General features: G+C 70.4%; 11 protein-coding genes. 6 read left to right on the plus strand and 5 right to left on the minus strand.

Annotated features, from left to right (window positions below; translation table 11 throughout):
• Positions 1-154: 154 nt before the first annotated feature.
• The 4 genes from PMI14_RS27245 (at position 155) to PMI14_RS27260 (ending at position 4,180) form a co-directional block, all read left to right on the plus strand.
• The gene (locus tag PMI14_RS27245) at positions 155-898 is read left to right on the plus strand and encodes a 16S rRNA (uracil(1498)-N(3))-methyltransferase (protein WP_007859565.1); all 744 of its coding nucleotides are present in this window, start codon (positions 155-157) and stop codon (positions 896-898) included.
• Between the two features lie 204 nt (positions 899-1,102).
• Positions 1,103-2,182 (plus strand): diguanylate cyclase, encoded by a 1,080-nt coding sequence (locus PMI14_RS27250; protein ID WP_007859567.1) that lies wholly within the window; start codon positions 1,103-1,105, stop codon positions 2,180-2,182.
• A 39-nt stretch (positions 2,183-2,221) separates the two neighbouring features.
• Positions 2,222-2,953, plus strand: a complete 732-nt coding sequence (locus PMI14_RS27255) for an SOS response-associated peptidase (RefSeq protein ID WP_007859568.1) — start codon at positions 2,222-2,224, stop codon at positions 2,951-2,953.
• Positions 2,954-3,004: 51 nt separating this feature from the next.
• Entirely contained in the window at positions 3,005-4,180 is a 1,176-nt protein-coding gene (locus PMI14_RS27260; protein WP_007859569.1) for an MFS transporter, read from the plus strand.
• On the opposite strand, the gene PMI14_RS27265 is transcribed toward PMI14_RS27260, so the two are convergent.
• The gene (locus PMI14_RS27265; RefSeq protein ID WP_007859570.1) at positions 4,145-5,086 is read right to left on the minus strand and encodes a LysR family transcriptional regulator; all 942 of its coding nucleotides are present in this window, start codon (positions 5,084-5,086) and stop codon (positions 4,145-4,147) included. The genes PMI14_RS27260 and PMI14_RS27265 overlap by 36 nt on opposite strands.
• Positions 5,087-5,225: 139 nt before the next feature.
• On the opposite strand from PMI14_RS27265, the gene PMI14_RS27270 reads away from it, so the two are divergent.
• Both PMI14_RS27270 and PMI14_RS27275 read left to right on the plus strand, forming a co-directional pair.
• Positions 5,226-6,587: a M20/M25/M40 family metallo-hydrolase gene (locus PMI14_RS27270; protein WP_007859571.1), complete on the plus strand. Its 1,362-nt coding sequence runs from the start codon at positions 5,226-5,228 to the stop codon at positions 6,585-6,587.
• A 137-nt stretch (positions 6,588-6,724) separates the two neighbouring features.
• A complete protein-coding gene (locus PMI14_RS27275; RefSeq protein ID WP_007859572.1) occupies positions 6,725-7,204 on the plus strand; it encodes a YidB family protein in 480 nt (159 codons plus the stop codon).
• Between the two features lie 38 nt (positions 7,205-7,242).
• Here PMI14_RS27275 and PMI14_RS27280 read toward each other — a convergent pair whose 3' ends face one another.
• From PMI14_RS27280 to PMI14_RS27295, 4 genes are all read right to left on the minus strand, one after another.
• A complete protein-coding gene (locus PMI14_RS27280; RefSeq protein ID WP_007859573.1) occupies positions 7,243-8,148 on the minus strand; it encodes an alpha/beta hydrolase in 906 nt (301 codons plus the stop codon).
• Positions 8,149-8,332: 184 nt separating this feature from the next.
• The gene (locus tag PMI14_RS27285) at positions 8,333-9,823 is read right to left on the minus strand and encodes a M20 family metallopeptidase (protein ID WP_007859574.1); all 1,491 of its coding nucleotides are present in this window, start codon (positions 9,821-9,823) and stop codon (positions 8,333-8,335) included.
• Positions 9,824-9,932: 109 nt separating this feature from the next.
• Positions 9,933-11,168 carry a GGDEF domain-containing protein gene (locus PMI14_RS27290; RefSeq protein WP_007859575.1) on the minus strand — a complete coding sequence of 412 codons (1,236 nt, stop codon included), beginning with the start codon at positions 11,166-11,168 and terminating at the stop codon, positions 9,933-9,935.
• Between the two features lie 87 nt (positions 11,169-11,255).
• Positions 11,256-11,665: methyl-accepting chemotaxis protein (locus PMI14_RS27295; RefSeq protein WP_081497411.1), on the minus strand; the 410-nt coding region annotated here is incomplete at its 5' end.

Here is an 11,665-nt window from a genome sequence, read left to right on the forward strand (position 1 = left end):
CTCATATTGCTTCGCAATCTGGGAGGGGGACGCCCCCAGCGCGGCGGGGCGGCCCTTGCGCGGGGGCACTGGCTTGGACCGTGCCAGTTTTTGTGCGTTGCGGGTTGCGTTCGGCGCCATGGGAAATTGATATGCCATTGAAGAGATAACGTACATGCCCCGCTTCCATTGCCCCGTGGATCTCGCTCCCGGCGCCGAGATCGAACTGCCTCCGGGCGCCGCCCGCCATGTGCAGGTGCTGCGTCTGCAGCCCGGTGACGCCATCACCCTCTTCCACGGGGGCCAGGACGGCCCTGGTGGCGAATTCGAGGCCACCGTGCTGCGCATGGGCCGCAGCGACGTGCGCGTGCAGGTCGGCGCCCACCATGCCGTCGAGCGCGAGGCGCCGCGCGCCGTGCACCTGCTGGCCGGCATCACCGCCAACGAGCGCATGGACTGGCTCGTGGAGAAGGCCGCCGAACTGGGCGTGGCCAGCATCACCCCGCTGGTGGCCGAGCGCAGCGTGCTCAAGCTCAAGGGCGAGCGCGCCGACAAGAAAATCGCCCACTGGCAGGCCGTGGCCGTGGCCGCCTGCGAGCAGTGCGGGCGCAACCGCGTGCCCGTGGTGCACGGTGCCGTCGACCTGGCCGCCTGGTTGCGTGCGCAGGCCCTGCAGCCGGGCACCCCCGGTGCGGCGCAGCGCCTGCTGCTGTCCCTGCGGGCGGGCACCGTGCCGCTGCACACGGGGGCGGCAGGCAACGGGCCGGTGGTGTTCCTCTCGGGCCCCGAAGGCGGCCTGAGCGCGGCCGAGGAGGATCTGGCGCTGCAGCACGGTTTTGCGCCCGTCACCCTGGGCGCGCGCGTGCTGCGGGCCGAAACGGCGCCCCTGGCGGCCCTCGCCGCGCTCACCCTGGCCTGAGCCAGGAACGGACGCGACACAAAAAAGCCCCACGCAGGGGGCCCCGCCCGTAAAATCGCGGGCAGCGCCGCTGGCCCAGCGCGCCCAACCCGGGCGATGGGCCCTTGGCAGGAGAGGCAGGCCCCCTTGCACAAACCCACCCACTGGCGGCGGCTGGTGGGCTCTATCCTTCCCACGGACCGTCGGCAGCGCACGATAGGCAGCATGGCCTTGCTTGCGCTGCTGCTCATGATCGGCAGCTCGGGCGTGATGCTCATGCTCGCGCATGCCGGCATGACCGCCCACGAAGAGGCGGTCCAGTGGTGGGCCGCAGTGTCGGTGGGCGGCCTCATGGTGATGACCGCCATGGTCTTCAGCGGCTGGTCCGCGCGGCTGCCGGACCCCTCCCTCACCATGGCCCAGATGGCCTGGACCATCACCAGCGGCGCCGTGGCCTATGTGCTCGCGGGTGACGCGCGCGGCGTGGTGCCCGCCGTGCTGGCCATGATCCTGTTCTTCGGCACCTTCGGCCTGACGCTGGCGCAGGTCGTGGGCATTGGCAGCTATGCGCTGGCGGCCTTCGTGGTGGCGGTGGCCGCAGCGGCGCGCTTCAATGCCGGCACCTATGGCGTCGTGGACACGGCCTATGCGCTCATGGTGCTGCTGGTGCTGGCGGGCTCCATTGCCCTGAACCTGCGCATCCAGAACATCCGCCTGCGCCTGCGCCTGCAGCGCGAGGCGCTGGCCCAGGCCCTGGCTGAGAACCGCGAACTGGCCATGCGCGACGAACTCACCGGCCTGCTCAACCGCCGCGCCATGCTCGACCTGATGCTGCTCGAGCAGCGGCGCAGCCTGCGCAACGGGCGTCCGCTGCTGCTGGCGCTGCTGGACATCGACCACTTCAAGCCCATCAACGACCTGCACGGCCATTCCACCGGCGACCGGGCGCTGCAGGCCTTCACCGCCGCCGTGCGCGGCAGCGTGCGCGACACCGACGTGTTGGCCCGCTGGGGCGGCGAGGAGTTCGTGCTGATGCTCTGCGATACCCGCCTGGAAGACGGGATGGAGCTGCTCGACCGGGTGCGCAGCGCGGTGGCCCAGCTCCAGGTGCTGCACGTGTCCGAGGCCGTGTGCTTCACCGTGTCGGCCGGCCTGGCCCAGCACCTGCCCGGCGAGACCATCGAACACACGCTGGACCGGGCCGACCAGGCCTTGTACACGGCCAAGGCGCTCGGGCGCAACCGCGTGGCGGTGGCCCCTTCGCCCCGGCCGCTGGGGGCCTCCGGGGCGCACCTGCGGTCCTGAGCAACCGGTATGGCGGGATGGCGCGGGTACCATCCTGGCATGAGCACCCATTACGAAACCCTGCAGCACGCCAGCGCCTACCCCGAATCCCTGGGCGTGCCGGCGCCCGATGCGCTGGGCGAGCAACACCTGTGGCCGCGCAAGAGCGGCTTTTTCATCCGGCTGCCCGCCACGCCGGAGGTCGCGGTGGCCGAGGGCGAAGGGGGGGATGCGGGCGCAGCCCCCGGGCGGCGCCGGGAACTGGTGCCCGCGCAATGGGGCCTGGTACCCCACTGGGTCAAGTCGGCGTCCGACGGCAAGCTGCGCGCGCCCAAGCTGGTCAACGCCAAGTCCGACCTGGCCTCCACGGCGACGGCGTTCCGCGACGCCTGGCTCCAGGGCCAGCGCTGCATCGTGCCCATGGCGGCCTTCTACGAGGACGACTTTCGCCAGGGCAGCAAGGCCCGCCCCACCCGCATCGCGCGCGTGGACGGCAAGCCCATGGGCGTGGCAGGGCTGTGGGCGCGCTGGCAGGGGCCGGACGGCGAGGTGCTGCTCAGCTATGCGCTGATCACCGTGAACGCCAACAACCACGCGCTCATGCACCGCTACCAGCAGCCGGGCAGCGAAAAAAGCATGCCCGCCATCCTCAACGAAGGGGCCTACGACGCCTGGCTCGGTGCGCGCGCGGACAAGGCCAAGGAGTTCCTGCGCCAGTACCCGGCCCAGTCGCTCACGGCCAACCCGGTGGAGACCAAGGCCGACAAGGTTCCGAAGGGTTGGCTGGAGTAACCCGTCCGGGGCGCTGTGCACAATGGCGCCCTCCCCTGCCCGCTGCGCTGAATGAACAAGAACCTCTGGTTGCTGGCCCTGTGCCAGGGCCTCTTCCTCACCAACAACGTCGTCTTCATCGCCATCAACGGGCTCGTCGGTCTGCAGCTGGCGCCCTATGGCTGGATGGCCACGCTGCCGGTGATGGGCTACGTGGTCGGCGGCGCGCTGTCGACCGCGCTGGTGGCGGCCACGCAGGCACGCTGGGGGCGCAAGGTCTCGTTCCAGATCGGCCTGGCCGTGGCCCTGTTGTCGGCAGCGTTGTGCGCCTGGGCCGCGTTCAGCGCGCAGTTCTGGCTGCTGTGCGCGGCCACCGTGGTGGCCGGCTACTACAGCGCCAACGGTCAGCTCTACCGCTTTGCCGCTGCCGAGCTGGCCGCGCCGGACTACCGCGAAAAGGCCGTCTCAGTGGTGCTCGCCGGTGGCCTGCTGGGCGCCGTGGCCGGCCCCAACCTGGCCAGTGCCACGCGCACGCTGTTCTCGGTGCCATTTGCCGGGGCCTACCTTGCGCTCATGGGCGTGGCGCTGCTGGCCATGGCCGCCATGTCGGCCATCCGCTTCGAGAAGCTGCCCGTGGTGCTGAATGCGGCGGGCCAGCCGCAGACCGGCCGGCCGCTGGCCGAGCTGATGCGCCAGCCCGCCCTGGTGGTGGCCATCCTCGGGGCGGCGCTCGGCTACGGCGTGATGAACCTGCTGATGGCCGCCACGCCGCTGGCCATGCAGGTCTGCGGCTTTGGCTTCGACCAGGCCGCGCTGGTGCTCGAGTGGCATGTGATCGGCATGTTCGCCCCGGGCTTCTTCACGGGCCACCTGATCAAGCGCCTGGGTGTGCTGCCCGTGATGGGCACGGGCGTGCTGCTCAACTTCGCCTGCGTGGCGGTGGCGCTGTCGGGGTTGGAGCTGCACCACTTCGGCATCGCCCTGTTCATGCTGGGCGTGGGCTGGAACTTCCTGTTCACGGGCGCCACCACGCTGGCGATGACGGCCTACCGCCCCGAGGAGAAGGACCGCGCGCAGGCGGCGATCAACTTCTGCGTGTTCGCTACGCTGGCGGTAAGCGCCTTCTCGTCGGGCGTGCTGGTCACCACCCAGGGCTGGACGCTGCTCAACGCGGGCTCGCTGGTGCCCATCGTGGTCACGGGCGCGGGCCTGCTATGGCTGGCCGTGCAGCGCCGCCGTTGCCCATAGTGCTTCCTTCGGCGCTTCGGCCGCGACGGCCTGCGTGAGCCAGCGCACGAAGGCGGCGACGGCGCGCTCCTCTGTCCGCTCGCGTGCGACGAACAGGCTGTAGCCGCGCAGGCCGCTGTCGACGAAGGGATGGGCCAGCGCCAGTTCGCCCGATTGCAGCTCGCGCTGCACGAAGTACTGCGGCACCAGACCCACGCCCAGGTCCGCGCGCACCGCCTCCACGAGCATGGAAAACAGATCGAACCGGTGCCCGCCCAGGCTGTGCGCCGGTGTGTGCGCGATGCCTGCATGGGCGAACCAGTCGTCCCAGACCCCCAGGCGCGAGCTGAGCTGCAGCAGCGGCACGGCGCTGAAGTCGCCCCGTGCCATGGCGCGCCGGTGGCGCGAGCCGGGCGCGCAGACGGCGACGCAGGTCTCGCGCAGCAGCGGCTGCTGCAGGGCCCCGGGCCAGGCCGCATCGTCGTACTGCACGGCCACGTCGAACGGGATCTCGGCCATGTAGGTTTGCGTGGGGTAGACCTGCAGGTGCACGCTGCAGGCCGGCTCCTCGGCCAGGAAGGCCGGCAGGCGCGGCAGCAGCCAGCGCTCGGCAAACACCGGCACGCAGCCCAGCTGCAGGCTGGTGCCGTCGGAGCGCTGGGCCATGGCCTCGCGTGTGTGGTTCTGCAGGCGCAGCAGATCACCCGTGATCTGCGCGTGGTAGCGCCGACCCACCGCGGTCAGCTCGGTGCCGCGCGCGCTGCGCTGCACCAGCTGCAGGCCGAGCTGGCCTTCGAGCTGGCGCAGCTGCTGGCTCACGGCGCTGTGCGTCAGGCACAGCTCCTGGGCGGCCTTGCCCACGCCGTGGTGGCGCGCCACGGCATCGAAAATCAACAGGGCGCGGGTGCTGGGGATGTGGCGGTGCATGTAAGAAAAACTGACGGGATGCCAGATTAAAGCAGAGCAGAAGGTCCTCTCGCGGCCCAACAATTGCTCTGTCATCAGCGTGTCACGGCCATGGCCGTGCACCCGCTCTGCCTCTCACCAGTCAATTTTCCTTACAGCCATGACCTTATCCCCTGTCCGCCGCCTTGCCTTTTCCGCCAGCGCCGTGTCGCTGTCCGTCGCCGCCCTGTGCGCCGGCACGGCCCATGCGCAGGCCGTCGCCCCCACGCCCACGCAGCTGCGCCCCGCCGTGGACCAGGCCTACACCCAGCTCATGGCGGCGCCGCAGATCCACCAACTGCTCGAGGCCGTCAAGGCCGACCATGAGCGCTCGATCGGCGACCTGAAGATGCTCACCGAGATCGAGGCGCCACCCTTCAAGGAGCAAAAGCGTGCCGAAGCCTTCCTGGCCCGCATGAAGGCGCTGGGTCTCACCAGCGCTGCCATCGATGCCGAAGGCAACGTGGTCGGCGTGCGCAAGGGCACGGGCCAGGGCCCCAAGCTGGTGGTCTCGGCCCACATGGACACGGTGTTCCCGGCCGGCACCGACGTGAAGGTCAAGGAGCGCGATGGCCGCCTGTATGCACCCGGCATCTCTGACAACACGCGCGGCCTGGCCGTGCTGCTGTCCTGGCTCAAGGTGCTCAACGACCAGCGCATCGCCACCGTGGGCGACCTGGTGTTCGTTGGCAACGTGGGCGAGGAGGAACTGGGCAACCTGCGCGGCATGAAGCACCTGTTCGCCGAGCACCTGGACATCGACGGCATGGTGGCCCTGGAGCCTGCGCCCGATGGCACGGTGCTGATGCAGGGCACGGGCAGCCACCGCCACGAGGTCACCTTCAAGGGGCCGGGCGGCCACAGCTTCGCGGCCTTCGGCCAGGTACCGAGCGCCATCCACGGCATGGGCCGGGCCATCGCCAAGATCTCCGAGATCCGCACGCCCACCACGCCCAAGACCACCTTCACCGTGGGCACGGTGGGCGGCGGCACCTCGGTGAACACCATCGCGCCCGATGCGCGCATGGCCGTGGACATCCGCTCCGACGCGATGGAACCGCTGCTGGCCACCGAAAAGCAGGTGCTGGCCGCCGTGGACGAGGCCGTGGCCGAAGAGAACAAGCGCTGGGGCGTGGCCACGCTGAGCGCGTCGACCAGGCTGATCGGCGACCGCCCGGGTGGTCGCACGGCGGTGGACACGGTCCTGGTCGAGGCCGCGGTGCGCTCCAACACTGCGTTCGGCCACAAGACGGTGCTCAGCGGCGCCAGCACCGATGCCAACGTGCCCATGTCCCTGGGCATCCCGGCCATCGTGATCGGCGGCGGTGGCAAGACCGGGGGCTTCCATGCGCTGTCGGAATGGATCGACCTGACCGACGCCTGGAAGGGCGCGCAGAACTCGCTGGTGACCGTGCTCGGCCTGGTGGGCGTGCAGGGCGTGAGCGCTCCGCTGCTGGAAAAACGCGCGCCGCGCAGCAAGTGAGCCGCTCGCTGCTATCGACCGGCGGCGGGCGGTAGAACAATTCACCATTGTTGACATGGGGGCAGGCTCTGGCCTGCGTACCATCGCCAGGTGGCAGGCCGCTTCGGCCCTGCCCTTGTCTTTTTCAGGAGATCACCATGGGTTTGCTCGATTCAGTGCTGGGCGCTGTCATTCAGAACGCGTCGCAGGGCCATGGCGGTGCATCGGCCGCGCAAGGCGGCGGGGGCCTGGGCGGGCTGGTGGCGCTGGCCGCGCAGAACCCGCAACTCATCCAGGCGGTGCTGTCCCTGGTGAGCAATGACGGCCCGGTGGGCGGCCTGCCAGGGTTGATGGCGAAATTCCAGCAGGCGGGCCTGGGCGACATGATCGCTTCGTGGCTCGGCACCGGGGCCAACCAGGCCATTTCGGGCGACCAGCTCTCGCGCGTGCTCGGTTCCGGCCCGCTGTCGCAGGTGGCATCGCAATTGGGCGTGGGCCAGTCCGATGCGGCCAACCAGCTGGCACAGGTGCTGCCGGGCCTGCTCGACCAGCTCACGCCGCAAGGCCATGCACCCCAGGGCGGGCTGGGCCAGAGCAGCGATCTGTTCGGCATGCTTGGCGGCCTGCTCAGCAAGTAGGCGCCCGGCGGGATCCGCCAGGGCCTGGCGGATCGGGATCAGGCGACGGATGCGACCCGGTCCCGGGCCTCGGAGCGGCCTGCGCGCACCGGACAGCGCATGTCCAGCCAGTGGCGCAAGGTCTCGAACACGGGCGCTGCCAGGTCGGAACGCTCGTTGAACAGCTCGTGGTACAGCGGCTCGAAGCAGCGTGACTGCACCTGGGCGCTGGGCGCTGCGGCCGCAAAGGCGCGGCTGCCGGCCGGGTTCACCAGCTTGTCGCTGCCGGCCCACATCAGCAGGGTGGGTACCTTCCATTGCGCCGCTGCGGCCACGGTGGCCGGGCCGCCATCGGCAATGAAGCGCGCCAGGCGCGCGCTGATGCGGTCATGGCACAGCGGGTCGGCCAGGTAGGCGGCAGGCACGGCACTGTCGTGCGACAGGTACTGCGCATCGAGACCGTTGCCCACGCGCAGGTTGGGGGCGATGCGCGGCAGCGTGGCCAGCAGCAGCTTTTGCACCGCACCCAGGCCGGGGTCCAGCGCGGGCGACGAGAGCACCAGCGCATCCACAGGCCGCAGGCCGAGTGCGACAAAACGCGAGGCCACCAGCCCGCCCATGCTGTGGCCCAGCAGCACCAGGGGCAGCCCCTCGGGGGTGCGTGCGCGCAGGGCGTCGACCATGTCGGCCAGGTCGTCGAGCAGCCGGCTGTCCGAGGTCAGGCCGCCGCGCGGCCCGGCCGATTCGCCATGGCCGTACTGGTCGTAGCCGCGCACGGCAAAGCCCCAGCCAACGAGCTGCCGCGCCAGCGCGTCGTAGCGGCCCACATGCTCCCCCAGGCCGTGCACCAGCAGCACGGTGCCGCGCTGTACCTGGCCCGGCGCCAGCGGCCAGTCCTGGACGGCCAGGTTCTCCCCGTCACTGGCGGTGAAGGTGGTCAGGGTGGAGGCAACGGGTTCGGTCATCGGGCAGGGCGGCAGAGGTGGGCATCGTGGCCCGGGAGCGGGCAGGAAAAAGGTGCGCGCAGCCAACAATCTGCCGCATGCAGGCATCGTGACGGGGCCCCGCGGCGCCGTCAATGGATTTCATGCCGCACTGCGGCGCGGGGGCGACAGGCCACCCGCACGGGTGGTGCCGCCCCGCGGGGGCTCAGGCCGCTGGTGCGGCCACGGCCTGCTCGGCCGCCATGGCCGCAATCACATGCGCCACCGAGGCCGTGAGGCGCTTGGCATAGGGCACGTGCAGGAACTCGTTGGGTCCGTGGGCATTGCTCTTGGGGCCGAGCACGCCGCAGACCATCATCTGCGCCTCTGGGAAGCCTTCACTGAGCATGTTCATGAGCGGAATGGTGCCGCCCTGGCCGATGTAGCCGCAGGGCGCGCCGAAATGCGCCTGCGATGCCTCGTTGAGCGCGCGCTCGAACCAGGGCGTGGTGCTCGGGGCATTCCAGCCCGTGGCGCCGCCGCCATGCTCGAAGGTGACCTTGGCCTGGTAGGGGGCGTTGTCCTCGAGCAGCGCCTTGAGTTCCTGGACGGCCTGGCCGGCATCCACCAGCGGGGGCAGGCGCAGGCTGAGCTTGAAGGCGGTGTAAGGGCGCAGCACGTTGCCCGCGTCCTTGAGCGCCGGGAAGCCCTCGGCACCGGTCACGCTCAGCGTGGGCGTCCAGGTGCGGTTGAGCAGGGCCTGCAGCGGGTCGGTGGTGGTGGGCAGGGCGAAGGCGGTGGAGCCGCCGCAGTCGTAGTGGGCCCAGGGGAAGCGCTTGTACACCTCCTCGCCCAGGATGGCGGCGGTGGCACGGGCCTGGGCCAGGCGGTCGGCCGGCACCTCGCAGTGGAAGCTGGCGGGCAGCAGGCGGCCGGTGGCGCTGTCTTCCAGGCGGTCGAGCACCTGGCGCATGATGCGGAAGGACGAGGGCACCAGGCCCGAGGCGTCGCCCGAGTGGATGCCTTCGGTCAGCACCTCGACCTTGAGCGTGCCGCTGGCCATGCCGCGCAGGCTGGTGGTGAGCCACAGCTGGTCGTAGTTGCCGGCGCCCGAGTCCATGCAGACCACCAGCGCCACGTCGCCCATGCGGGGCTTCAGGGCATTGATGTAGGGCAGCAGGTCGCCCGAGCCGCTTTCTTCGCAGGTCTCGATCAGGCCCACGATGCGCGGGTGCGGCACGTTCTGGCGCTTGAGTTCCTGCACCGCGGCAACGCTGGCGTACACCGCGTAGCCGTCATCGGCACCGCCGCGGCCATAGAGCTTGCCGTCCTCGTACTTGGGCGTCCAGGGGCCCAGGTCGTTGCGCCAGCCCGAGAACTCGGGCTGCTTGTCCAGGTGGCCGTACATCAGCACGGTCTGGGTCGAGGCGGGTGCGGTGGCGTCGATCTCGAAGAACAGCACGGGGGTGCGGCCTTCCAGGCGCACGATCTCCAGGCGCAGGCCGGGCACCTTCTGGGCTTCGACCCAGGTGGCGGCGTTGCGCACCACGGTGTCGAGCAGGCCGAGCTCGGCCCAGTCGGGGGCAAAGCCGGGCGACTTGGCGGGGATGGCGATGTAGTCGGTGAGCTGGCGCAGGATGTCGGTGTCCCACGCCTGGCTCACCCGCTCGAGCGCCAGTGCGGGTTGCAGGGCGTGGGAGGGGACGCGGGCGTTCATGGTGGTGTTCCTCTGGCGGGATGAAACCAGCATTCCAACACAACGCGCGCGGGTGCGCCACCGCCCGGGAACTGCCCCTGTCCCGGCATGGGATGGGGCCTGTCCCTGGTCAATACCCTGAGTATCCTGAAGCGGGAAGGGTCTCGGGGTTGCTGTCCAGCGAGGACGGCGACGAGGGCGGGTGCAGCGCAACCGCGGCCTCCACCCGGTTGCGCCCGAGCTCCTTGGCCCGGTACAGGGCCCGGTCGGCGGCCGAGATCAGCATGTCCCAGCTGTCGCCCGGCTCCAGCCGGCCACCGAAGACGCCGATGCTCACCGTGACGCTGATGTCTTTGCCCTCATGCCGGTGGCGCGCGCCGGACACCGATTCGCACAGCTGGCGCGCCAGCTGGTGGGCGCCGATCAGGTCGGTGTCGGGCAGCACGATGAGGAATTCCTCGCCGCCATAGCGGCTCACCAGGTCCTGCGAGCGCAGGCGCTCGCGCAGCAGGTTCACCACGCTGCACAGCACCTGGTCGCCCACGGGGTGGCCGTAGTGGTCGTTGACGCGCTTGAAATGGTCGATGTCGACCATCATCACCGAGATGGACTCGCGCGTGCGCACCGCGCGCGCCACGTCGCGGTCCAGCGCGGCGATCGCCGCGCGCCGGTTGGCCACGCCCGTCAGGGGGTCGAGCGCTGCCAGGCGGCGGTTGTTCTCGTCCGCACGGTCCCGGGCCATGAAGATGAAGCCCATGGTGGCCACCATGAGCTCGATGAAGGTGGTGCTGAAGGTCAGCGTCTGCACGCCGCTGGGCTGCATGATGCCGGTGGCCGGCTGGTCGCTGCTGCCGACCACGAGCACGCGCACCAGGAACACCAGCGCCTGCAGGGCGAGCATCGCCATGACCAGCCAGGCCCCCCGGCCGGGCGTGGATTCGCGGCGCGAGAACAGGATCCACAGGGCCCACAGGCTCAGCGCACCGAGCAGCAGCCCGGCGACCACCACGCGCGCGGCATAGTCGTCGATGAACCAGCCCATGCCGGCCGCCATGAGCACCGGCACCACCACCAGGGCGGGCCAGGGCATGGGCCGGCCCTGGAACTGCAGCAGCGCCGCCGCCAGGCTGGTGAATGCGCCGCACAGCAGCACATTGCCGAGCACGATGGACAGCAGGGCGTGGATGTGGCCGCGCGATGCGAACAGGGCATAGGCCATGGCGTTGAGCAGCAGGCCCAGCGCCCACAGCTCCACCCCTTCGCGGCGCTTGCCCCAGGTCATGACCGCCATGGCCAAGGCGGCCGCCAGCGATGACAGGATGATCATCACCAGCATGGTGGGCACGTCGGCAGTGAAGGGAACCATGGCGCGTAGTCGGGACGGGCGGCAAAGGCCGCAGGGAGTTCAGGATAAACGATGGCGCCGCTGACTCCCGTCAGAAAAAGTGCCGGATCAGAGCGCGGGCACCTCCGCTGCCGACAGGCCGAGGGCCGGCGTGCCCGAGAGCTTGAACACCTGCACGGCGCCGGCCAGGCGGGTGGCCTGCTCGCGCAGGCTGTGGGCGGCCGCGGCCGATTCCTCGACCAGGGCAGCGTTCTGCTGGGTCATCTGGTCGAGCTGGTTCACGGCGGTGTTGACCTGGCCGATGCCGTCCGACTGCTCGCCCGAGGCCGCCGTGATCTCGCCGATGATGTGGCCCACGCGCTGCACCGAGCCGACGATCTCGTCCATGGTAGTGCCCGCGTTGTGCACCAGGCGCGCGCCCGATTCGACGCGCTCCACCGAGGCGCTGATCAGCTGCTTGATCTCCTTGGCCGCGTCGGCGCTGCGCCCGGCCAGGCTGCGCACCTCGCTGGCCACCA

Origin of the sequence: Acidovorax sp. CF316 (assembly GCF_000276605.1) — a bacterium.
Classification (GTDB): domain Bacteria; phylum Pseudomonadota; class Gammaproteobacteria; order Burkholderiales; family Burkholderiaceae_C; genus Acidovorax.

Coding starts and splice junctions, on each gene's coding strand:
- PMI14_RS27245 (WP_007859565.1), top strand. CDS start 155: ATGCCCCGCTTCCATTGCCCCGTGGATCTCGCTCCCGGCGCCGAGATC.
- PMI14_RS27250 (WP_007859567.1), top strand. CDS start 1,103: ATGGCCTTGCTTGCGCTGCTGCTCATGATCGGCAGCTCGGGCGTGATG.
- PMI14_RS27255 (WP_007859568.1), top strand. CDS start 2,222: ATGAGCACCCATTACGAAACCCTGCAGCACGCCAGCGCCTACCCCGAA.
- PMI14_RS27260 (WP_007859569.1), top strand. CDS start 3,005: ATGAACAAGAACCTCTGGTTGCTGGCCCTGTGCCAGGGCCTCTTCCTC.
- PMI14_RS27265 (WP_007859570.1), bottom strand. CDS start 5,086: ATGCACCGCCACATCCCCAGCACCCGCGCCCTGTTGATTTTCGATGCC.
- PMI14_RS27270 (WP_007859571.1), top strand. CDS start 5,226: ATGACCTTATCCCCTGTCCGCCGCCTTGCCTTTTCCGCCAGCGCCGTG.
- PMI14_RS27275 (WP_007859572.1), top strand. CDS start 6,725: ATGGGTTTGCTCGATTCAGTGCTGGGCGCTGTCATTCAGAACGCGTCG.
- PMI14_RS27280 (WP_007859573.1), bottom strand. CDS start 8,148: ATGACCGAACCCGTTGCCTCCACCCTGACCACCTTCACCGCCAGTGAC.
- PMI14_RS27285 (WP_007859574.1), bottom strand. CDS start 9,823: ATGAACGCCCGCGTCCCCTCCCACGCCCTGCAACCCGCACTGGCGCTC.
- PMI14_RS27290 (WP_007859575.1), bottom strand. CDS start 11,168: ATGGTTCCCTTCACTGCCGACGTGCCCACCATGCTGGTGATGATCATC.